The organism is Nocardioides ginkgobilobae, assembly GCF_054781275.1.
Window position 1 is genome coordinate 85,271 of record NZ_BAAGUS010000007.1, and the last position, 20,969, is coordinate 106,239.

At 72.7% G+C, this 20,969-nt stretch carries 19 protein-coding genes and 1 riboswitch; of the genes, 6 read left to right on the forward strand and 13 right to left on the reverse strand.

Translation table 11 applies throughout. The features are described 5' to 3' along the window. Positions 1-22: 22 nt before the first annotated feature. The 6 genes from ACYVID_RS08890 to ACYVID_RS08915 all read right to left on the reverse strand — a co-directional run bounded on the left by ACYVID_RS08890 (position 23) and on the right by ACYVID_RS08915 (position 6,469). Positions 23-250 carry an SCO4848 family membrane protein gene (locus tag ACYVID_RS08890; RefSeq protein WP_460736353.1) on the reverse strand — a complete coding sequence of 76 codons (228 nt, stop codon included), beginning with the start codon at positions 248-250 and terminating at the stop codon, positions 23-25. Beyond that, complete coding sequence (locus ACYVID_RS08895; RefSeq protein ID WP_460736354.1) at positions 247-1,329, reverse strand: YihY/virulence factor BrkB family protein; 1,083 nt, start codon at positions 1,327-1,329, stop codon at positions 247-249. The genes ACYVID_RS08890 and ACYVID_RS08895 overlap by 4 nt, the downstream gene beginning before the upstream one ends. Before the next feature lies 1 nt (position 1,330). Beyond that, a complete protein-coding gene (locus tag ACYVID_RS08900; protein ID WP_460736355.1) occupies positions 1,331-1,849 on the reverse strand; it encodes a 2'-5' RNA ligase family protein in 519 nt (172 codons plus the stop codon). Between the two features lie 9 nt (positions 1,850-1,858). After that, positions 1,859-2,920, reverse strand: a complete 1,062-nt coding sequence (gene trpS / locus ACYVID_RS08905; protein WP_460736356.1) for a tryptophan--tRNA ligase — start codon at positions 2,918-2,920, stop codon at positions 1,859-1,861. Between the two features lie 5 nt (positions 2,921-2,925). Next, positions 2,926-4,152, reverse strand: coding sequence for an MFS transporter (locus tag ACYVID_RS08910; RefSeq protein WP_460736357.1), 1,227 nt, complete (start codon positions 4,150-4,152; stop codon positions 2,926-2,928). A 127-nt stretch (positions 4,153-4,279) separates the two neighbouring features. Beyond that, positions 4,280-6,469, reverse strand: coding sequence for an NADP-dependent isocitrate dehydrogenase (locus tag ACYVID_RS08915; RefSeq protein ID WP_460736358.1), 2,190 nt, complete (start codon positions 6,467-6,469; stop codon positions 4,280-4,282). 171 nt (positions 6,470-6,640) lie between these two features. Between ACYVID_RS08915 and ACYVID_RS08920 the strand changes: the two genes are divergently transcribed. Together ACYVID_RS08920 and ACYVID_RS08925 are read left to right on the forward strand one after the other, a co-directional pair. Further along, a complete protein-coding gene (locus tag ACYVID_RS08920) occupies positions 6,641-7,627 on the forward strand; it encodes a malate dehydrogenase (RefSeq protein WP_460736359.1) in 987 nt (328 codons plus the stop codon). A 167-nt stretch (positions 7,628-7,794) separates the two neighbouring features. After that, positions 7,795-8,760 carry a hypothetical protein gene (locus ACYVID_RS08925; protein ID WP_460736360.1) on the forward strand — a complete coding sequence of 322 codons (966 nt, stop codon included), beginning with the start codon at positions 7,795-7,797 and terminating at the stop codon, positions 8,758-8,760. A gap of 93 nt (positions 8,761-8,853) precedes the next feature. On the opposite strand, the gene ACYVID_RS08930 is transcribed toward ACYVID_RS08925, so the two are convergent. The 5 genes from ACYVID_RS08930 to ACYVID_RS08950 form a co-directional block, all read right to left on the reverse strand. Next, a complete protein-coding gene (locus ACYVID_RS08930) occupies positions 8,854-9,231 on the reverse strand; it encodes a DUF3017 domain-containing protein (RefSeq protein ID WP_460736361.1) in 378 nt (125 codons plus the stop codon). Positions 9,232-9,241: 10 nt separating this feature from the next. Further along, positions 9,242-10,087 (reverse strand): bifunctional methylenetetrahydrofolate dehydrogenase/methenyltetrahydrofolate cyclohydrolase, encoded by an 846-nt coding sequence (locus tag ACYVID_RS08935; RefSeq protein WP_460736362.1) that lies wholly within the window; start codon positions 10,085-10,087, stop codon positions 9,242-9,244. A 127-nt stretch (positions 10,088-10,214) separates the two neighbouring features. Beyond that, on the reverse strand, positions 10,215-11,795 hold the full coding sequence (purH, locus tag ACYVID_RS08940) for a bifunctional phosphoribosylaminoimidazolecarboxamide formyltransferase/IMP cyclohydrolase (protein ID WP_460736363.1): 1,581 nt from the start codon (positions 11,793-11,795) through the stop codon (positions 10,215-10,217). A 28-nt stretch (positions 11,796-11,823) separates the two neighbouring features. Next, positions 11,824-11,901, reverse strand: a riboswitch (ZMP/ZTP riboswitch). A 25-nt stretch (positions 11,902-11,926) separates the two neighbouring features. Further along, on the reverse strand, positions 11,927-12,544 hold the full coding sequence (purN, locus tag ACYVID_RS08945) for a phosphoribosylglycinamide formyltransferase (RefSeq protein ID WP_460736364.1): 618 nt from the start codon (positions 12,542-12,544) through the stop codon (positions 11,927-11,929). A gap of 91 nt (positions 12,545-12,635) precedes the next feature. Further along, complete coding sequence (locus ACYVID_RS08950; protein WP_460736365.1) at positions 12,636-13,868, reverse strand: cell division protein PerM; 1,233 nt, start codon at positions 13,866-13,868, stop codon at positions 12,636-12,638. Positions 13,869-13,918: 50 nt separating this feature from the next. Here ACYVID_RS08950 and ACYVID_RS08955 point away from each other — a divergent pair, with 50 nt between their 5' ends. The 3 genes from ACYVID_RS08955 (at position 13,919) to ACYVID_RS08965 (ending at position 17,195) form a co-directional block, all read left to right on the forward strand. Next, a complete protein-coding gene (locus ACYVID_RS08955; protein WP_460736366.1) occupies positions 13,919-15,778 on the forward strand; it encodes a SigE family RNA polymerase sigma factor in 1,860 nt (619 codons plus the stop codon). A 129-nt stretch (positions 15,779-15,907) separates the two neighbouring features. Beyond that, complete coding sequence (locus ACYVID_RS08960) at positions 15,908-16,420, forward strand: RNA polymerase sigma factor (protein ID WP_460736367.1); 513 nt, start codon at positions 15,908-15,910, stop codon at positions 16,418-16,420. Next, positions 16,413-17,195, forward strand: a complete 783-nt coding sequence (locus ACYVID_RS08965) for a hypothetical protein (protein WP_460736368.1) — start codon at positions 16,413-16,415, stop codon at positions 17,193-17,195. The genes ACYVID_RS08960 and ACYVID_RS08965 overlap by 8 nt, the downstream gene beginning before the upstream one ends. Before the next feature lie 76 nt (positions 17,196-17,271). Here ACYVID_RS08965 and sucD read toward each other — a convergent pair whose 3' ends face one another. Together sucD and sucC are read right to left on the reverse strand one after the other, a co-directional pair. Continuing rightward, positions 17,272-18,153 carry a succinate--CoA ligase subunit alpha gene (gene sucD / locus ACYVID_RS08970; RefSeq protein WP_460736369.1) on the reverse strand — a complete coding sequence of 294 codons (882 nt, stop codon included), beginning with the start codon at positions 18,151-18,153 and terminating at the stop codon, positions 17,272-17,274. Between the two features lie 17 nt (positions 18,154-18,170). Next, the gene (sucC, locus tag ACYVID_RS08975; protein WP_460736370.1) at positions 18,171-19,337 is read right to left on the reverse strand and encodes an ADP-forming succinate--CoA ligase subunit beta; all 1,167 of its coding nucleotides are present in this window, start codon (positions 19,335-19,337) and stop codon (positions 18,171-18,173) included. Positions 19,338-19,712: 375 nt separating this feature from the next. Between sucC and ACYVID_RS08980 the strand changes: the two genes are divergently transcribed. Further along, the gene (locus tag ACYVID_RS08980; RefSeq protein ID WP_460736371.1) at positions 19,713-20,906 is read left to right on the forward strand and encodes a M23 family metallopeptidase; all 1,194 of its coding nucleotides are present in this window, start codon (positions 19,713-19,715) and stop codon (positions 20,904-20,906) included. Positions 20,907-20,969: the final 63 nt, after the last annotated feature.

Below are 20,969 nucleotides of genomic sequence, written 5' to 3' on the forward strand. Positions count from 1 at the left end.
CGGCTCGCTGCGTCGGGGGGCGTCAGCCGCGCGACGTGCCGCGCAGGGTGCGCCAGGCGTAGCGGGCGAAGAAGGCGGTGAGGACCAGGTTGACCACGATCAGCACGGTGTGGGCGACCCAGTAGCCCGTGGCGCGGTCCTCGCCGGCGGCGTACGCGGCCCCGAGGTTGCGGGCGAACATCGTCCAGGAGAAGACGCCCCACACGGTCACGGCGGCGAAGAACCAGCCGTCTCGTCGCTCCAGCCTCACGTCTCGTCCTTCCTGCGGCGGCTCGCCGCGACCACGCCCAGCGCCGCTGCGGCCCCGGCGGCGAAGGGCTTGACCTTCGAGGTCCTGTCCCCGGCGTCGTCCTCGGCGGCTGCGTCGCCGACGGCCGTGAAGGCCACCGCGTCCTCGCCGCTGGGCAGCGCCGGGCCCTGCACCGGGGCGACCGGCTCGAGGGCCGCCTCACGGGCGCGCGCCTCCCGGGCCTCGGGCGAGGTCCACGACCAGCAGGCGGCGTAGAGGACCAGGCGCGAGAAGTAGCTGATCCACACGAGCATGACCAGGGCGATACCGAAGGCCTGGAAGGCGGGCTGGCCCTGGGTCTGGGCGATGATGAGGCCGGCCGCCCGCTTGAGGACCTCGAAGACCACGGCCCCGAGGACCGCGCCGGAGACCAGCGAGCCGCGAGGCACGTGCTCGCCGCCGAGCAGGCGGAACATCGTGAAGAACAGCACGGCGTTGGCGGCCAGGCCGAGCGCGACGGTGAGCAGCTGGACCAGCCACGAGAGCTCCTGGTCCAGCCCCGCCCAGCCGAGGAGGTCGGTCGAGAAGCCCGCGACCAGGCCGCTCACGGCCACGGCGACCAGCAGGGTCGACCCGATGCTGACGAGCGCCACCAGGTCACGGAGCTTGCCCGCGACGAACCCGGGCTGCTCGTCCTCGGGCACCTCGAAGACGGTCGTCAGGGCCTCGCGCAGCGCCGAGATCCAGCCCAGGCCGGAGTACAGCACGCCGGCGAGTCCCACCAGACCGGCGAGACCGCTGAAGTTCCGGAAGTCCCGCAGCTGGAGCTGGCCCTCCTCCGGACCGATCATCTCGGGGAAGAGCGAGGTGATCGCCGTGCGCAGGGCATCGTCCGCGCCGTCGAGGACGGAGGACAGGAGCCCGACCGTGAAGAACGCGAGGGCCAGGACGGGGAAGAAGGAGAGGAACGCGAAGTACGTGATCGCCCCCGCCTGCTGTCCGGCGTGGGATGCGCCGTAGTGCTGCTGCATCCGCACGACGTGGTCGACCCAGCCGTGTCGCTCGCGCAGGGCCCCGAGCCGGTCCCCCACCGAGGCCATGTCAGCCGGCTCCCTCGAGGGCGTAGTCGCGGTAGGGACGCCAGCCGGTGGCCGCCTCGTGGACGTAGAGGTGGAACTGCTCGACCTCGAAGGTGCACTCGAAGCCCGCCAGCTCGGTGAAGGCCCGGTCCAGGCAGCGGGCCTCGACGTCGTGCGCGACGGTCACGTGCGGGTGGTAGGGGTAGTCGAGGTCCACGTCGAGCGGGCCCTGACGGAGGGCGTCGGCCAGCTGCTCGCAGTCGGCGATGCCCTCGGCCAGCGAGACGAAGACGACCGGCGAGACGGGGCGGAAGGTGCCGGTGCCCCGCAGGTGGACCCGGAAGGGCAGGCGCCGGCCGGCCACGCTCGCCAGGTGCTGCTCGACGACCTCCAGCTCGCCCTCGGCCAGCTCGGTGGGCGGGACGAGCGTGATGTGCGTCGGGATGAGCGAGGCCGAGGCGTCGCCGACGGACTCCCGGTAGTCCTGGAGCTGCTTGCCCCAGGGCTCCGGGATCGCGACGGCGACTCCGATCGTGGGCACCCCGCGACCCTAGCCCTCGGTGCGGGCCACGAAGCCCACCCGCTGGTAGACGTCCCTCAGGGTCCCCTCGGCGACCGAGCGGGCCTGCTCGGCGCCCTGCTTGAGCACCTCGCTGAGGTAGCGCTGGTCGTCGAGCAGCTCCAGGGTGCGCTCGCGGAAGGGCGTCACGAAGCCGACCACCACCTCGGCGAGGTCGCCCTTGAGGTCGCCGTACCCCTTGCCGGAGTACTCCTCGGCGAGGTCGCCGACCGACCGGGCAGTGAGGGCCGAGAAGATCGTCAGCAGGTTGGAGACGCCGGGCTTGGCCTCGGGGTCGAAGCGGACCTCGGAGTCGGAGTCCGTCACCGCGGAGCGGATCTTCTTGGCGCTGCGCGAGGGCTCGTCGAGCATCTCGATGATGCCGGCCGGCGAGGACGCCGACTTCGACATCTTCGAGGTCGGGTCCTGCAGGTCCCCGATCTTCGCGGTCGCCTTGAGGATGTAGGGCTCGGGCAGCCGGAAGGTCTTCTTGTAGCGGTGGTTGAAGCGCTGGGCGAGGTCGCGGGTGAGCTCGAGGTGCTGGCGCTGGTCCTCGCCGACCGGGACGTAGTGCGGGCGGTAGAGCAGGATGTCGGCGGCCTGCAGGATCGGGTAGGTGAAGAGGCCGACGCTCGCGGCACCCTCTCCCTGCTTGGCCGACTTGTCCTTGAACTGCGTCATCCGTCGCGCCTCGCCGAAGCCGGTCAGGCACTGCAGCACCCACGCCAGCTGGGCGTGCTCGGGCACCTGGGACTGGACGAAGATCGCGCTGCGCGTGGGGTCGACGCCCATCGCGAGCAGCTGCGCGGCCGCGCGCAGGGTGCGCTCGCGCAGCACCTTCGGGTCCTGCTCGACCGTGATCGCGTGCTGGTCGGCGATGAAGAAGAACGGTTGGTGGTCGCGCTGGAGGTCCACCCACTGGCGCAGGGCGCCGAGGTAGTTGCCGAAGTGGAACGAGTCGGCCGTCGGCTGGATGCCCGAGAGGACACGCGGACGGGCGCCACCGGTGGGAGCGCTGGGCACCGCCACCTCGGGCTCGGTCGTCGCTGACATGCGCGTCATTCTCCCTGACGCGCGCTCCGGTCCGCTCGCCGGGCCAGCACCAGCACCAGTAGCCCCGCGAGGCTGAGCCCGACACCCACGACCAGCGGGGCGCGGAAGCCCCAACCGGCGGCGATGACGGCCCCGCCGAGGAAGGCGCCGAGGCTGTTGCCGATGTTGAGGCTGGCGTGGCTCAGTGCCGCGCCGAGGGTCTGGGCGTGCTCCGCGGCGTCGATCAGCCGCACCTGGAAGCCCAGGGCGAGCACGGAGCCGAGGACCGTGGTGAGGAACCCGGCCACGAGGGCTGCCCAGCCGTACGGCGCCAGCACCCAGTAGAGCGCGAGGGCCGCCGCGAGCCCGACCGAGCCGATCCGCAGGCTGCGCTCGATCGACCAGTCGACCAGGCGGCCGGCCACGAGGTTGCCGACGACCATGCCCAGGCCGATGACGAGCAGGAAGACCGCGACGGCAGACTCCCCCAGCCCGCCCACCTCGGTGGTGAGCGGCGCGATGTAGGAGACGAGCGCGAAGAGGCCGCCGAAGCCGATGCCCGAGGCGCCGACGGCGTACCAGAGCTGGGGGTGGCGCAGGGCGCTGAGCTCGCGCCGGCTCGAGGCGGAGGGGTCACCGGGCGTGCTGGGGACGAACGCCAGGATCAGCACGACGGTCAGGGCGCTGACCAGCCCGACGGCGACGAAGGCGGCGCGCCAGCCCAGCTGCTGGCCCAGGATCGTCGCGGCCGGCACGCCGAGCAGGTTGGCGACCGGGATGCCCATCATCACCAGGGCCAGGGCCCGGCCTCGGCGGTGCGCCGGGACCATGCTCGCGGCGGTGAGCGCGGCCAGGCCGAAGTAGGCGCCGTGCGGGAGGCCGTCGAGGAAGCGGACGAAGGCGAGCAGGCCGTAGTGGGAGACCGCGGCGGAGAGCAGGTTGAGCAGCCCGAAGGCGGTGATGAGGGTGACCAGCAGCGCGCGCCGCGGCAGCCGGGCACCGAGCGCGGCCAGCAGCGGGGCGCCCACCACGACCCCGAGCGCGTACGCCGAGATGAGGTGCCCGGCCTGCGGGATGCTCACGTCCACGCCGTCGGCGATCTGGGGCAGCAGCCCCATCGTCACGAACTCCGTCGTGCCGATCGCGAAGCCACCGGTCGCCAGCGCGGTGACCGCGGCGGCGAACCGCAGCCGGGACACCGGGTGCTGGGCGAGCGGGGCCGCCTGGGGGACGGGCTCGGCGAGGCTGGTCATCGGTCTCCTGGACGCTTCTCGTTGTTTACCGGTACATCATGCGGGTCCGGGGCCAGAACGACACGACCCGGGGAGATGTTCCCCGGGTCGTGTCGGTGCTGGTCCGGCCGGTGGTCCGGCCGCGGCGTCAGAAGGCGGCGAGCGCCTCGTTGAGCGTCGTCGACGGGCGCATCACGGCGTCCGCCTTCTCGTCGTCGGGACGGTAGTAGCCGCCCACGTCGGCGGGGTGGCCCTGGACGCCGTTGAGCTCGCCCACGATCGTGTCCTCGGCGGCGGCCAGCTTCTCGGCCAGCGGCGCGAAGACCTCGGCCAGCGCCGGGTCGGCGGTCTGCTTCGCCAGCTCCTGGGCCCAGTACATCGCCAGGTAGAAGTGCGAGCCGCGGTTGTCGATGCCGCCGATCTTGCGGGTCGGGGACTTGTCCTCCTCCAGGAACGTCGCGGTCGCGGCGTCGAGGGTGTCGGCCAGCACCTGGGCGCCGCGGTTGTCGGCGTACCCCGCGAGGTGCTCGAAGGAGGCGGCCAGGGCGAAGAACTCACCCAGGGAGTCCCAGCGCAGGTAGTTCTCCTCCAGCAGCTGCTGGACGTGCTTGGGGGCCGAGCCGCCGGCGCCGGTCTCGAAGAGGCCGCCACCGTTCATGAGCGGGACGATGGAGAGCATCTTGGCCGACGTGCCGACCTCGAGGATCGGGAAGAGGTCGGTGTTGTAGTCACGCAGCACGTTGCCGGTGACCGAGATGGTGTCCTCGCCCTTGCGGATGCGCTCCACGGAGAACGCGCACGCCTCGGCCGGGGCCATGATCTCGATGGTCAGGCCCTCGGTGTCGTGCTCCGGGAGGTAGGCCTTGACCTTCTCGATCAGGTTGGCGTCGTGGGCGCGGGTCTCGTCGAGCCAGAAGACGGCCGGGGTCGAGGAGGCGCGGGCGCGGGTCACGGCCAGCTTGACCCAGTCGCGGATCGGCTCGTCCTTGGTCTGACAGGCGCGCCAGATGTCGCCCTCCGAGACCTGGTGGGAGGTGAGCACCTCGCCCGCGGCGTTGCGGATCTCGACGGTGCCGGCGGTGGGGATCTCGAACGTCTTGTCGTGCGAGCCGTACTCCTCGGCCTTGCGGGCCATGAGGCCGACGTTGGGCACCGAGCCCATGGTCGCCGGGTCGTAGGCGCCGTTCTTCTTGCAGTCCTCGATGACCGCGGCGTAGACGCCGGCGTAGGAGGAGTCGGGGATGACGGCGAGGCAGTCGGCCTCCTTGCCGTCGGGACCCCACATGTGGCCGCCGATGCGGATCATCGCCGGCATCGAGGCGTCGATGATGACGTCGGAGGGGACGTGCAGGTTGGTGATGCCCTTGCGGTCGTCGACCATCGCCATGCGCGGACCGTCGGCCAGGCCCTGCTTGACCGCGGCCTCGATCGCCTCGCCCTCGGGGAGGTCCTTGACCGCGGAGAGCAGCCCGCCGAGGCCGTCGTTGGGGGAGACGCCCGCCGCGGCCAGCTGCTCGCCGTACTGCTCGAAGAGCGCGGGGAAGAACGCCTGGACGGCGTGGCCGAAGATGATCGGGTCGGAGACCTTCATCATCGTGGCCTTCATGTGCAGGGAGAACAGCACGTCGTCGGCCTTGGCGCGGGCGATCTGCTCGGTGAGGAAGCGGCGCAGCGCGGCGACGTCCATGAAGGTGGCGTCGACGACCTCTCCGGCCTCGACGGCCAGGCCGTCCTTGAGGACGGTCTCGGTGCCGTCGGCGGCCTTCAGGACGATGGTGAGGGTGTCGGCCTCCGGGATGACGACCGACTGCTCGTTGGCGCGGAAGTCGTCCTTGCCCATGGTGGCGACCGAGGTCTTGGAGTCGCTGCTCCACGCGCCCATGCGGTGGGGGTACTTCTTGGCGTAGCCCTTGACCGCAGCGGGCGCGCGGCGGTCGGAGTTGCCCTCGCGCAGCACCGGGTTGACCGCGGAGCCCTTCACCTTGTCGTAGCGGGCGCGGGCGTCGCGCTCCTCGTCGGTGGTGGGGTTCTCGGGGTAGTCCGGGAGCGCGTGCCCCTTCTCCTGCAGCTCCTTGATCGCGGCCTTGAGCTGCGGCACGGAGGCGGAGATGTTGGGCAGCTTGATGATGTTGGCCTCGGGCTTGGTCGCCAGCTCGCCGAGCTCGGCCAGGGCGTCGTCGGCGAGGTCGAAGGCGGCGAGGATGCGACCCGACAGCGAGATGTCGCGGGTCTCCACCTCGACGCCGGCCTTGGCGGCGTACGCCTGGATGATCGGCAGGAAGGAGTACGTCGCCAGCAGCGGCGCCTCGTCGGTGTGGGTGTAGATGATGGTGGCCATGGTTTCCGGCGGCTCCTGGCGATCGTCGTCTGAGTTCCTGGGTTTTCTTGACGTCAAGATACCTGACGCGGGACCGGCCCAGCCTGACAGGACCCACGCACCCGCTGCTAGCGTCGCCGGGGGTCCGCTCCTGTCCCGGGCCCGCCTCGACCCTCTCTCAAGGAGACCCGCGTGACCACCACCCCGCTGAAGGTGGCCGTGACCGGCGCCGCCGGTCAGATCGGCTACAGCCTGCTCTTCCGCCTCGCCAGCGGCGCGCTCACCGCCGACCGGCCCATCGAGCTGCGCCTGCTCGAGATCACCCCCGCGCTCAAGGCGCTCGAGGGCGTGGTCATGGAGCTCGACGACTGCGCCTTCCCCGGCCTCGCGGGCATCGAGATCGGTGACGACGCCGAGAAGATCTTCGACGGCGTCAACCTCGCCCTGCTCGTCGGCGCCCGCCCGCGCGGCCCGGGCATGGAGCGCGGCGACCTGCTCTCGGCCAACGGTGCGATCTTCACCGCCCAGGGCAAGGCCCTCAACGCGGTCGCCGCGGACGACGTGCGCATCGGTGTCACCGGCAACCCCGCCAACACCAACGCCCTCATCGCGATGAAGAACGCCCCGGACATCCCGGCCGAGCGCTTCTCCGCGCTGACCCGCCTCGACCACAACCGGGCGATCTCGCAGCTGGCCGCCAAGACCGGCGCCCCCGTCACCGACATCACCAAGATGACGATCTGGGGCAACCACTCCGCCACGCAGTACCCCGACCTGTTCCACGCCGAGGTCGGCGGCCGCAACGCCGCCGAGGTCGTGGGCGACCAGGACTGGCTGGAGAACACCTTCATCCCGACCGTCGCGAAGCGCGGCGCCGCGATCATCGACGCCCGGGGCTCCTCCTCGGCCGCCTCGGCCGCCTCGGCCACCATCGACGCCGCGCGCGACTGGCTCTACGGCTCGGCCGAGGGCGACTGGGTCTCGATGGCCGTGGTCTCGAAGGGCGAGTACGGCGTGCCCGAGGGCCTCATCTCCTCCTTCCCCGTCACCACGAAGGACGGCGACTGGAGCATCGTCGAGGGCCTGGAGATCGACGACTTCTCCCGCGCGAAGATCGACGCCTCCACCGCCGAGCTCGCCGACGAGCGCTCCGCGGTCACCGAGCTCGGCCTGATCTGAGGGACCGCCCCGGGGGACTGCCGAGCAGTCACGTCCTCGGGGCCGACCGGTCACTTCTTCGCGCTCGACCGGTCACCAACCATCCACAGCACGCCCCCGCTGCCTGTTCTCCACAGGCGGCGGGGGCGTCGCTCGTGCTGCGCCCGTTCGCGCACGAGCCTGTCGGCATGTTGCTCCCGGCGCGCCCTCTCCACGTCCCGACCACGACCTGTGACGCCCTCGCCGCAGGCTGGACGCCGGACCGGCTGCACCGGGCAGTCATCCGTGGCGACGTACGTCGGGTCCTGCGCGGTGTGTACGTCGACGCGTCCGTGCCGGACTCGCTGGCCCTGCGCAGCGCAGCAGCCGCACTCGTCCTCCCGGTGCGCATGGTGGTATGCGACCGCAGCGCGTCGTGGCTCCAGGGGGTGGACCACTGGGACCCCAGGGACCTCGACGTGCCCCCGCTCCTGGACGTGGTGGCCCGTTCGGGCACCCGCACGCGTCTCGGCGGTGTGCACGGCGCTTTGAGGGCGCTGAGCGACGACGACGTGGTCGAGCTCGCGGACGGACTCCTCGTCACCAGTCCGTTGCGTACCGCGGCGGACCTCGCCTGCCAGCGTGGCCGCCTGGCCGCGGCGGCGGTCCTGGACCAGTTCGCCCGCCAGCACGGAATCACGACCGCGGACCTGCGGCAGCTGCTCCCTCGCTTCGCCGGTCGACGCGGGGTGACCCAGCTGCGCGAGCTGGTCAACGACGTGGAGCCCGGGGCCGAGTCACCACCCGAGTCCTGGGTGCGGCGGCTGGTCCTCGACCACATGCTGCCCAGGCCCGTCGCGCAGCACGTGGTGGTCGTCGAGGGCAACACGTACCGGCTGGACCTGGCCTATCCGCACCTGCGCATCGCCGTGGAGTACGACGGGGAGCAATGGCACAGCGACCCGGCCGAGCGGGCGGCAGATGCCGAGCGGCGCGCGGCGTTGGCGCGCGCGGGGTGGGTCGTCATCGTCGTACGCAAGGAGGACCTGTCGGGCGACCGGCTCGACGCATGGATCCGGCGACTCCGCGCATCGGTCACCGAGCGCCGACGCGCTCCCGCGCCGACGTACGCGCGCGGGCTGGACGCCGGCGTCCACCTGCGTCGTCGCTGGTGACCTGCCGCCGCGGAGCCGGGCCCCTGTTGATCGACTGTTGCAGCCCGAGAAAGTGACTGCTCGGCCCCGAGAAAGTGACTGCTCGGCCGTCGTCTACAGACCCGGCTGGTTGGGGATCGTGCGGGCCAGGAAGAGCAGCGTCCCGCCGAGGGCCCCGAGCAGGAGCACGTCGACGATGCGGTGGCGCACCGCGAGCATCCCGGCGTCGCGGCGCGGCAGGACCAGGCGCAGCCCGGCAGCCGCGAGCAGGGCCCCGGAGATCCAGGTGACCCCGAGGCGCCAGTCGTCGCCGAGCCAGGCCCAGGCCACCCCCAGGGCGGCCGCGGCCAGCACCCAGAGGTAGAAGAAGCCGCCGATCGTCGAGGGGTAGCGACGCCCCTCCTCCTCGGCGATCTCCTCGGCGATCTCGGAGACCGTCGGGACCGGGTCCTCGAGCTCCTCGGACGGCTGCGCCGGCTCCTCCTGGCTCACCCGGGTCACGCTACCGGGCAGCGCGCTCGGCCATGTCGACGATGTTGCTCAGCAGCATCGCGCGCGTCATCGGGCCCACGCCGCCGGGGTTGGGAGAGACCCAGCCGGCCACGTCCCACACGTCCGGCGCGACGTCGCCGGCGATCTTGCCGTCGACCCGCGAGACCCCCACGTCGAGCACGGCCGCGCCGGGCTTGACCATGTCGGCGCTGATGATGCCGGGCACGCCGGCAGCCGCCACGACGACGTCGGCCTCGCGCACGTGCTTGGCGAGGTCGCGGGTGCCGGTGTGGCACAGGGTCGCGGTCGCGTTCTCGGTACGCCGGGTCAGCAGCAGCCCCATCGGACGACCGACCGTGAGTCCGCGACCGACCACGACCACCTCGGCCCCGGCCAGCTCGATGCCGTGACGGCGCAGCAGCTCGATGCACCCGACGGGCGTGCACGGCAGGGACCCGGGCACCCCGAGGGCCAGCCGGCCCAGGGAGACCGGGTGCAGTCCGTCGACGTCCTTGTCGGGGTCGACCCGCGACAGCAGGGCGTACTCGTCCAGGCCGGTCGGCTGCTGGATGAGGAAGCCGGTGCAGCCGGGGTCGGCGTTGAGCCGGTCGATCTCGGCCTCGACCTCGGCCTGGGTGGCGGTCGCGGGCAGGTCGACGCGGATCGACTCGATGCCGATCTCGGCGCAGTCCTTGTGCTTGGCACCGACGTACCAGTGGCTGCCCGGGTCGTCGCCGACCAGGACGGTGCCGAGGCCCGGGACGATGCCCTGCTCCTTGAGCGCGGCCACCCGGACCTTCAGCTCCTCCTTGATGGCCTTGAGCGTGGCGGTGCCGTCGAGCTTCTGTGCGGTCATGGGTTCTCCTGCGTGGTTGCTGTCTGCTCGCGTCTCACTGGTGTCTCGACACGCGCGTCGCGGCTTCGTCCCTCAGCCGCGGCGCTCGCTCGACCCTTCCACCTACGAGCCCGAGCAAGCTCGGTCTCTAGTGGAAGAAGTGCCGGGTGCCGGTGAAGTACATCGTCACGCCCGCGGCCTTGCAGGCCTCGATGGTGAGCTCGTCGCGCACCGAGCCGCCGGGCTGGACGATCGCGGTCACGCCGGCGTCGATCAGCACCTGCGGGCCGTCCTCGAACGGGAAGAACGCGTCCGAGGCCGCGACCGCTCCACGAGAGCGCTCCTCCCCCTCGGCGAGGGTGTTGGCGCGCTCGACGGCGAGCTTGCAGGAGTCGACCCGGTTGACCTGGCCCATGCCGATGCCGACCGAGGCGCCGTCCTTGGCGAGCAGGATCGCGTTGGACTTGGCCGAGCGGCAGGCGCGCCAGGCGAAGGCGAGGTCGGCGAGCACCTCGTCGGAGGCGGCCTCGCCGGTGGCGAGCGTCCAGCCCGACGGGTCGTCGCCCTCGGCCTGGAAGGAGTCGCGCTCCTGCATGAGCAGCCCGCCGGAGATCGGCCGGGTCTCGACGCCGCCGCGCTCGAGGTCCTCGCAGACCAGGATGCGGATGTTCTTCTTGCCCTGGAGGACCTCGACGGCGCCGTCCTCGTAGCCCGGGGCCACGATGACCTCGGTGAACACCTCGGCGACCTGCTCGGCCATCTCCTTGGTGACCGGGCGGTTCGCTGCGATCACACCGCCGAACGCGGAGACCGGGTCGCAGGCGTGGGCGCGGCGGTGCGCCTCGGCGACGTCGGCACCGACGGCCACGCCGCACGGGTTCGCGTGCTTGATGATCGCCACGGCCGGCTGGTCGAAGTCGTACGCCGCGCGCCGGGCCGCGTCGGTGTCGACGTAGTTGTTGTAGGACATCTCCTTGCCGTGCAGCTGCTGCGCACCGGCCAGGCCCGCGGGCCCGTGGCCGGAGCGGTAGAGCGCCGCGGACTGGTGCGGGTTCTCGCCGTACCGCAGGACCGCGGACCGCTCCCAGGTGGCACCGGCCCACGCGGGGTAGCCGGCACCGTCGCTGGTGTCGGTGAGGACGTTGCCCATCCACGAGGCCACCGCCACGTCGTACGACGCGGTGTGCACGAACGCCTCGGCCGCGAGCCGCTTGCGCTGCTCGAGGGTGAAGCCACCCTCGGCCACGGCGGCCAGCACGTCGGCGTACCGCTCGGGGGAGGTCACGATGGCGACCGAGGGGTGGTTCTTGGCGGCCGCGCGGACCATCGACGGCCCGCCGATGTCGATCTGCTCGACGCACTCGTCGGGCGAGGCGCCGGACGCGACCGTCTGGGTGAACGGGTAGAGGTTGGAGACGACCAGGTCGAAGGGCTCGACCTCGAGGTCGGCCAGCTGCTGCACGTGGGAGTCCAGGCGGCGGTCGGCCAGGATGCCGGCGTGCACGCGCGGGTGGAGCGTCTTGACCCGGCCGTCGAGGCACTCGGGGAAGCCGGTGAGGTCCTCGACCTTGGTGACCGGCAGCCCGAGGCCCTCGATCAGCCCCGCCGAGCCACCGGTCGACACGAGGGTGACGCCCGCGTCGTGCAGGCCGCGGACGAGGTCCTCGAGGCCGGACTTGTCGTAGACGGAGACCAGGGCTCGCCTGATCGGGACGCGGTTCTCGCTCATGACACTCCTGCAGGGCTCTGCGTCGGACGAGGGGCACCCAGGCGGACGATGCCCCGACTTGTCACTCCCCGGTGGTCACCCACCCGCGCCAGTCGTGTGGGCGCAGACTACCGGCGCCCAGCCAGGGGGGCCTAACGGCCGGAGGGCCCGATGAGACCGCGGCGACCCTCGACCCGGAAACCCTCGCGGGCCATCCGCCCGACGGTGTCGACGAGCATCGCGCGCTCGGCCACCTTGATCCGCTCGTGGAGGCTCTCGACGTCGTCGTCGTCCTGCACCGGCACGACGGACTGGGCCAGGATCACGCCGGTGTCCACGCCCTCGTCGACGACGAAGAGCGTGCAGCCGGTGACCTTCACGCCGTACTCCAGGGCGTCGCGGGGGCCGTGCATCCCGGGGAAGGACGGCGACAGCGCGGGGTGGGTGTTGACGGTGCGGCCGCCGAAGGCCGCGAGGAACCCCGGCCCGACCAGCTTCATGAAGCCGGCCAGCACGACCAGGTCCGGCTCGAAGGCCCCGACCTTGTCGGCCAGCGCCCGGTCCCAGTGGTCGCGGGACGAGAAGTCCCCGACCCGGGCGACGAAGGTCGGCACCCCGGCGCGCTCGGCCCGGGCCAGGCCCTCGATGTCGTCGCGGTCGGCGCCGACGGCGACCACCGAGGCGCCGTACGCCGGGTCGGCGCACGCGTCCAGGAGGGCCTGGAGGTTGGTGCCGGAGCCGGAGACGAGGACGACGAGCCGTGCGGTCACGCGCCGCAGACTAGGGCCAGCGCGAGGATGTGATTGCTCGAGGGTTCGAAAGTGACGCCTCGGCGGTTCAGAACTGACTGCTCGGCGGTGCTCAGCGGGCCCGGCGGCGCTGCCAGGCGGTCATGGCGAGCGCGCCGAGCAGCCCGCCGAGGGCGAAGGTGGTCAGCGACTGCACCAGGACGTCGCCGACCAGCGGGGAGACGTCGCGCATCCGGCCCGGGCCGACGGCTCCCCCGGCGAGTGCGGTGAGGACGGTGAAGGCGACGGCGGCCAGTGCGCCGCCCACGCAGCCGCGCAGGGCGGCCTCGTCCCAGCGGGAGGTCGGCGCGGCGCGCTGGGCCAGCGCGACGGCGACGGCGGCGACCAGGGGCGGCACGGCCACCAGGGCGCTCGTCCAGCCCGGCGGGTCGCCGGCGTCCGGCAGGGCGGCGAGGATGGGGAAGACCGGCAGCGGGCCGAGCACGACCACCGAGGGGCTGACCAGGGTGCCGGCCCCGACGGTGAAGCCAGGACCGGCGAGGTAGGCGCCCGAGAACGCCACGGTGTTGGGCAGCAGCACCAGCGCGACCAGCAGCACCAGGACGGCGTCGCCGGCGCCCGAGTGGAGCTGGGACATCACGTTGAGGGCGGTGCCGAGGTCGACGACGAAGGCACCGAGCAGCAGGAGCAGGGAGACCACGAGCCACAGCCGCAGCACCAGCCGCGCCGTGCGCAGGGTGTCCAGCAGCATCGGCGGCACGCCGGCGGCCCAGATCGCGGCGCGGCCCGAGCCGGTGGCGACGGCGGCACCGCCGACCAGGGCGCAGAGCACCAGCGACCAGCCGAGCACCGGCGCGGAGTCCGGCGCGCTCGCGCGCGTGGCGGCCAGGGAGTGCGTGACGACCCCGACGACGGCGTACCCCGCGAAGAGCAGGGTGACGGCCAGCGGCACGGTCCAGTCGCGCTCGCCGTCCTCGATCCCGTCGGCGTCGGGTCCGTGCCCGGAGACGAGGTCACCGACCCGCAGGCCCGCCCGCCAGGTGCTCCAGGCGGCGAGCAGCGTCAGCCCGAGGGGTACGACGGTGAGCCGGACGCCCTCGACGGCGACCCCGGACCCGTGCGCGACCAGCCAGGTCGTGGCGCCCACGCGCATCCCGTCGCTGGGCGAGCCGTGGGAGCCGGCGTCGGCCAGGAACCAGCCGACCACGCCGAGGGCCAGGCAGACCAGCAGCGGGCCGAGCGCCGCCAGGACGCCCCCGGCGAACGCGACGGGGGCCAGCGGCAGCCGCCCGCGGGAGGGCCGGGGGCGGGACGGTCCGGTGGGGCGGGTCAGGAGGGAGGTCATGACCCGCCCATCATCACCGCCCGTGGCCGCTCACGTAGGTTGGACTCGCCATGAGCAGGGAAGAGGAGTTCGACGCGTTCTACCGGGACGCGCGTGACCGCCTGCTCGTGCAGACCTTCGCGCTGACCGGCGACGTGCGCGTGGCCCGCAGCGCCGTCCGCGACGCCTTCGTCGAGGCCTGGCACCACTGGCGCAAGGTGTCGCGGCACGCCGACCCCGAGGACTGGGTCCGTCCGCACGCCTGGCAGCACGCGCACCGTCGCCACGTCGCCCGCCCCTGGCACCGCGAGAAGGGCCTGGACCCCGAGGTCGCGGCCACCCTCGAGGCGCTCGCCAAGATCACCCACACCCAGCGCCGCGTGCTGCTGCTGACCCACCTGGCGAGCGTGCGGCTGGAGGACATGGCCCACGAGGTCGGGCTGACCGTCGAGGACACCACCCGCGAGCTGCAGACCGCCACGTCGCAGCTGGCCGTGCACCGCGGCAGCCCCACCACCGCGGTCCCGCTGCTGCTGCGCAGCCTGCTCGAGACCCCGCCCGAGGTCCGCTGGCCCCGCGCCTCGATCATCCGCCGCTCCGGCGCCACCCGGCGGCGTACCCACACCACGATCGGGGCGGTGGCCGCGGTCGCAGCCGTGGCGCTCACGGGCGCCCTGGTCTCCGACCCCGCTGGCGTGCGGCCCACGCTGGACCGGGCCACGGTGGGCACCGTCTCGGCCCCCCGCCCCACGAGCACCCCCGCTCCCGAGGACGCACAGGTGCTGCCCACCAGCGCGATGGTCCCGGTGGACCGGGTCGCCGACCTGCTGCCGGGCCGCGGCTGGGAGGAGACGCGCACCCACGACAACACCTACGGCGACGGCCTGGTCATGCCGTGCCAGCAGGCGAGGTACGCCGATCCGAGGCTCGTCGACGCGCTGGTCCGCGAGGTCCGCACGCCCCGCGGGAGCGAGCCCCGGCGCAGCGTCGTGGCGACCACGGAGGTCTCCCGCAGCGAGGCGGCCGCCCGCCGGGCCATGGGCCGTCTCGCCGAGTGGTTCGCCCGGTGCGAGGACGGCGGGCGCACCCAGCTGCTCGGGACCAGCTCCGTCGAGGGCCTCGGCGAGGAGGCCGTCCAGCTGGTCCTGCGCGACTGGGACGACCCGGTGACCACCACCGTCGTGGGCATGGCCCGCTCGGGGCGCTTCGTCGTGACGACCGCCTCCTCGGTGCGGCGGGCCAGCGTGGAGGTCCCCCGGCTCCAGGCCCAGCTGCTCGCGACGGCCGTGGCCGGCGTGTGCGGGCTCGACGGCGGCGGTCGCTGCCCCGACGACTCCCGCGCCCCGCAGCTGCGACCGCGCGACCCGCTCCCCGCGGGCGACCCGGCCACGATGCTCGTGGAGACCGACCTGCCGCCCGTCTCGGGCGTGGACGCTCCCTGGGTCGGCACCCGTCCCGGCCGCATCCGGGGCGACAACGCCGCCGCCACCCGCTGCGACCGCACGTCGTTCTCCGGCCGGGTCGGCGGCTCGCCGGTCCGCGGCGCCACCACCCGCACCTTCCTCATCCCCGAGGCCGAGCTGCCGGTCGAGTTCGGCCTGACCGAGACCGTGGGCACGCTGCCGCCGCCGCAGGCGCGCACCTTCGTCTCCGACATCCGGCGCAAGATGAGCACCTGCTCCGACCGCGACCTCGGCACCGAGGTGCTCACCGCCGCCTCCCGCGCCGGCGCCGCCGAGGAGCTCGCGGTCTGGCACGTCACCGTCGAGGTCTCCGAGACCCGGTCGGTGAAGTACTACATGGCCGTCGCGCGCTCCGGCGGCCAGGTGCTCCAGCTGGGCTTCATCCCCGCGCCCGGCGTGGAGATGGACCGTGGGGCCTTCCTCGCCCTGGCCGAGCGCGGCCTGCAGCGGCTCCGCTCCGGCGCCTGAGCCGGCCGTCCGGGCGGACGCACCCCCTCGCCGGGAAAAGTCCGCGGCGGGGCGCAACCGACCCGTCTGCTCCGGCGTACACACTGCGAGGACGGCGACGACAGCCGTCCCGGAGACGAGAGCAGGACGATGGACGAGGTCGAGTTCGACGACTTCTACACAAGTTCCTACGCCCGCGTCGTCGGTCAGGTGCACGCCATGATCGGCAGTCGCGACGAGGCCGAGGAGTGCGTGCAGGAGGCGTTCGTGCGGGCGTGGGCCCACAGGCGGTCGCTGGACCGTGCGGGCCACCCCGAGGCATGGGTGCGCACCACGGCGTACCGGTTGGCGGTCAGCCGCTGGCGGCGCGTCGTGAAGGGTCGGCGACCGGCCGACCGCGCCCTGGGCGCCGCCACCACCACGGCGCCGCCCAGCGAGGCCCACGTGGCCCTGGTGGCCGCGCTCAAGCAGCTGCCCGAGGCGCAGCGGCGCGCACTGGTGCTGCACCACCTCGCCGACCTCCCGGTCCACGAGGTGGCCCGCGAGACCGGCGTGCCCGAGGGCACCGTCAAGGCGCGGCTCTCCCGCGGCCGCGCGGCGCTCGCCGCCCTGCTCACCGACCCCACGACCGACACCCTCCCGGGAGGAGCGACCAGTGTCTGACCACGACCCCTTCGAGACCTTCAAGGCCACCATGTCCACCGACCTGCACCCCCTCCCCGCCCACGAGGTACGCCGTCGCGGTGACCGCCTGCGGCGCCGCAACACCGCCCTGGCGGTCGCCGGCGGCACCGTCGCCGCGCTCGTCGCCGTCGGCGTCCCGGTCGCCCTGACCCAGACCGGCGGGAGCACCGACGGCGACTCCGGGCTGGTCGCCACCCAGGGCCCAAGCACGGACGCCGTCGCGTGGCGCACCGACATCCCGACAGGCTTCCCCCTGGTCCGGGGGCTGCCCGCGACGAACGTCTTCTCCGGCACGCCGGTCGAGGCGCGCGAGGGCTACGAGCCCCAGGCACCCGGGCCGTGCCGCGGGGAGGCCTGGGACGTCACCGGCTCCCTCGACGTGCTGCAGGCGGTCTTCCAGGACACCGAGGGCGGCATCGACCGGTCGCTCGCCGTCTTCGCCGACGACACCGAGGCCGCCGCGCGCATCGACGCGATGGCCGAGCAGGCCGCGACCTGCCGTGACACGGAGACCACCGTGGTGCCGCTGACCAGCGACCTGGGTGAGCAGTCACTGGTCTTCGCCAACGTCTGGGACGACGGCCAGACCTACCTGCACCAGGCGGTGCGGGTCGGCAACGCGGTGCTGTACACGACCTCGTTCTCCCTCGGCGGCGGCGACCCCGCCGTCCTCGAGGACGAGCGTGAGCGGTCCCAGGACCGCGACTCCGAGGTCATCGCCGAGATGTGCGTGTTCTCCGCCGACCCCTGCTGAGCGCCTGAGCGCCCCACCCCCTGGACGCGACGACGCCCCCGGCCACCGGCCGGGGGCGTCGTGCTGATCCGTGGGATCAGAGGTTCTTCATGATCTCCCGCATGAGCTCGGCGGTCTCGGACGGCGTCTTGCCGACCTTGACCCCGGCGGCCTCGAGGGCCTCCTTCTTCGCCTGCGCGGTGCCCGAGGAGCCGGAGACGATGGCGCCGGCGTGGCCCATGGTCTTGCCCTCCGGGGCGGTGAAGCCGGCGACGTACCCGACGACAGGCTTGGTCACGTGCTCCTTGATGTAGGCCGCGGCCCGCTCCTCGGCGTCGCCGCCGATCTCGCCGATCATCACGATCGCCTTGGTCTCGGGGTCGGCCTCGAACGCCTCGAGGGCGTCGATGTGCGTGGTGCCGATGATCGGGTCACCGCCGATGCCGATGGCGGTGGTGAAGCCGAAGTCCCGCAGCTCGTACATCATCTGGTAGGTCAGCGTGCCGGACTTCGAGACCAGGCCGATGGGGCCCTTGCCCGCGATGGTGTGCGGGGTGATGCCGGCCAGCGACTCCTCCGGGCTGATGATGCCCGGGCAGTTGGGGCCGATCATCCGGGTCTTCTTGCCCTGCAGGTAGGCGAACACCTCGGCGGTGTCCTGCACCGGGACGCCCTCGGTGATGACCACCAGGAGCGGCATCTCGGCGTCGATGGCCTCGATGCAGGCGTCCTTGGTGAACGCCGGCGGCACGAAGGCGACCGAGACGTTGGCACCGGTCTCCTTCATCGCCTCCTCGACGGTGCCGAAGACCGGGAGCTCCTTGCCGTTGAGCTCGACGGTGGTGCCGGCCTTGCGGGCGTTGACGCCGCCCACGATGTCGGCGTCGGCCTGGAGCATGAGGGTGGTGTGCTTGGAGCCCATCCCACCGGTGATGCCCTGGACGATGATCTTGGAGTCCTTGTTCAGGTAGATCGTCATGTCTGGTTCTCCTCGTCTCAGGCGTTCGCCAGCTCGGCGGCCTTGTCGGCCGCGCCGTCCATGGTGTCGACCACGGTCACGAGCGGGTGCGCCAGCTCGGCCAGGATCGCGCGGCCCTGCTCGACGTTGTTGCCGTCGAGGCGGACCACCAGGGGCTTGGTCGCGTTGTCGCCGAGGATCTCCAGGGCGCCCTTGATGCCGTTGGCGACCTCGTCGCAGGCGGTGATGCCGCCGAAGACGTTGACGAACACGCTCTTGACCTGCGCGTCGTTGAGGATGACGTCGAGACCGTTGGCCATGACGGTGGCGTTGGCGCCGCCACCGATGTCCAGGAAGTTGGCCGGCTTCACGCCGCCGTGCTTCTCACCGGCGTACGCGACGACGTCGAGGGTGCTCATCACGAGACCCGCGCCGTTGCCGATGATGCCGACCTCGCCGTCGAGCTTGACGTAGTTGAGGCCGAGGTCCTTGGCCTTCGCCTCGAGCGGGTCGGCCTCCTCGCGGATCTCGAACTGCTCGTGGTCGGGGTGGCGCACCTCGGAGGCGTTCTCGTCGAGGGAGACCTTGCCGTCGAGCGCCTCGAGCTTGTCGCCCTCGAGGCGGGCCAGCGGGTTGACCTCGACGAGGGTCGCGTCCTCCTCGGTGTAGACCTTCCAGAGCTTCTGGACCATCTCGATGGCCTGGTCGCGCAGCTCGGCGGGGAACTTCGCCTCGTCGACGATCGCGGCGGCCTTCTCCGGGGTCACGCCCTCGAGGGCGTCGATGCGGATCTGGCGCACGGCCTCGGGGTTGGTCTTGGCGACCTCCTCGATCTCCACACCACCCTCGACCGAGGCGATGCAGAGGTGGCCGCGGTTGGCGCGGTCGAGCAGGAACGAGAAATAGTACTCCTCGACCGGCGGGGTCGCCGGGGTGACGAGCACCCGGTTGACGGTGAGCCCCTTGATCTCCATCCCGAGGATGTTGCTCGCGTGCTCGAAGGCCTCGTCCGCGGTCTTGGCCAGCTTGACGCCGCCGGCCTTGCCGCGACCGCCCGCCTTGACCTGCGCCTTGACCACCGTGACGCCGCCGAGCTCCTCGGCGGCGGCCTTGGCGGCCTCGGGGGTCTCGACGACGACGCCGAGCGTCGTGGCCACACCGTGCTTGGCGAAGAGCTCCTTCGCCTGGTACTCCATCAGGTCCACTGGTCCACCAGTTCCTCTGTGTCGGATCTCGGTTTGAGCGCCGGCGTCCTGGGCGCGCGTCATCGAGGCGCGCGCGACGCCCCGGGCACACTAGTCCTGCGCGGGCGTCCACGACGAGGCCCCGGGTGGTGGACGTGACCGACGTCATGTGACCGGCGGGTCACTTCGGGTCCGCCCCGAACACCGACCACCTACGCTGGCCCGGTCCAGACCAGTGGCGGCGACCACGCCAGGCGGCATAACGGTTCGGCAACGACACCCGTTGGTCCACCCCGAGGGGCGGTTTAGACCTCGGACGACCGGTCCGTTACAGTCCCTACTCGCCCGTCCCACCCCCCGGGGTGAACGCCAGCAACTCATCGGAGAGCGCACTTCATGGGTCCCACCCGAGACGACAGCCAGGCCACCGGCCCCGGCACCTCGGACGCAGTGACCCCGCGCGACGCCTACGTCGGTCGCCGCCGCGCCGCGGTCAGCGCACCCGAGCCGCGCACCGCCGAGACAACGCCGTACGTCGGTCGCCGCCGCGCCGCGGCCACCACGCTCGAGCGCCCGGCTCGCGCCGCGCAGCAGGTCTCCCAGGAGGTCGCCGAGGTCGAGCGGCAGGTGGCGGCGTACGTCGATCGCCGCCGCGCCGCGGCGCCGGACTCCTCCCCCACGACCTCCCTTGCCGCTCAGTCCGCCGACGGGCCCGACACCGCGACGATCGCCCGGGTGCTGGCCGACCTCGAGCCGGCCGACGCCTCGACCTCCTTCGCCGGCGAGGACACCGTCGTGCTCCCGCTGTCGCTCACCCGCGAGGCCGTCGCCGGCCGCCGCCGGGCCGAGCGCCGGGCCACCCGCACCGCCCTCCTGCGCCGGGTGCCCTCGGTGCCCGTGCTGGTCGGTGTCGCTGCGATGGCCGTCTCCGTCGGCGGCGTCCTCACCACCACCTCCCCGGACCTCGCCTCCGCCGGTCAGGCCCGGATCGGCTCGGTCGGCGCGCTGAGCGGCTCCGACGGCATCGGCGCGGTCCGTCCGGGCGTCGTCAGCCGCGCCAGCGACCGTGACGCCCTCGGCGACGCCGCCGGCATGGAGCTCGAGGCCCAGGTGGAGGCCCAGGCCGAGCAGCGCAACGCCGCCCTGGACAAGCTGGCCAAGGCGGCCGAGCAGCGCGCCGGCGTGCTGGCCGACAACCAGTGGGTCCTGCCGCTGGTCGGCTACCGCCTGACCGCCACCTTCGGCGAGTACGGCCTCTGGTCGAGCTACCACACGGGCCTGGACTTCGCCGCCGACACCGGCACCTCCCTGCTGGCCGTAGCCCGCGGCGTGGTGACCTCCACCGGCTACGACGGCGCCTACGGCAACAAGACCGTCCTCACGCTCGAGGACGGCACCGAGATCTGGTACGCCCACCAGACCTCGATCCTCGTCTCGGTCGGCGACGTCGTCGCCCCCGGCGACGTCATCGGCACCGTCGGCTCCACCGGCAACGTGACCGGCCCGCACCTGCACCTCGAGGTGCGCCCCGGTGGCGGCGACCCGGTCGACCCGCGGGCGGCGCTGATCGCGAATGGTGTGACTCCCTGACGGTGGTCGTCCTCGGTGACCGCGTCACCGGGTCTCGACACGCGAGTCGCGACTTCGTTCCTC

Excerpts from the sequence above, each read along its gene's own strand:
- trpS (WP_460736356.1), bottom strand. The coding sequence starts at position 2,920 with ATGTCAGCGACGACCGAGCCCGAGGTGGCGGTGCCCAGCGCTCCCACC.
- ACYVID_RS08960 (WP_460736367.1), top strand. The coding sequence starts at position 15,908 with ATGGACGAGGTCGAGTTCGACGACTTCTACACAAGTTCCTACGCCCGC.
- ACYVID_RS08915 (WP_460736358.1), bottom strand. The coding sequence starts at position 6,469 with ATGGCCACCATCATCTACACCCACACCGACGAGGCGCCGCTGCTGGCG.
- sucD (WP_460736369.1), bottom strand. The coding sequence starts at position 18,153 with ATGACGATCTACCTGAACAAGGACTCCAAGATCATCGTCCAGGGCATC.
- ACYVID_RS08950 (WP_460736365.1), bottom strand. The coding sequence starts at position 13,868 with ATGACCTCCCTCCTGACCCGCCCCACCGGACCGTCCCGCCCCCGGCCC.
- ACYVID_RS08935 (WP_460736362.1), bottom strand. The coding sequence starts at position 10,087 with ATGACCGCACAGAAGCTCGACGGCACCGCCACGCTCAAGGCCATCAAG.
- ACYVID_RS08955 (WP_460736366.1), top strand. The coding sequence starts at position 13,919 with ATGAGCAGGGAAGAGGAGTTCGACGCGTTCTACCGGGACGCGCGTGAC.
- ACYVID_RS08910 (WP_460736357.1), bottom strand. The coding sequence starts at position 4,152 with ATGACCAGCCTCGCCGAGCCCGTCCCCCAGGCGGCCCCGCTCGCCCAG.
- ACYVID_RS08895 (WP_460736354.1), bottom strand. The coding sequence starts at position 1,329 with ATGGCCTCGGTGGGGGACCGGCTCGGGGCCCTGCGCGAGCGACACGGC.
- ACYVID_RS08925 (WP_460736360.1), top strand. The coding sequence starts at position 7,795 with ATGTTGCTCCCGGCGCGCCCTCTCCACGTCCCGACCACGACCTGTGAC.
- ACYVID_RS08980 (WP_460736371.1), top strand. The coding sequence starts at position 19,713 with ATGGGTCCCACCCGAGACGACAGCCAGGCCACCGGCCCCGGCACCTCG.
- purH (WP_460736363.1), bottom strand. The coding sequence starts at position 11,795 with ATGAGCGAGAACCGCGTCCCGATCAGGCGAGCCCTGGTCTCCGTCTAC.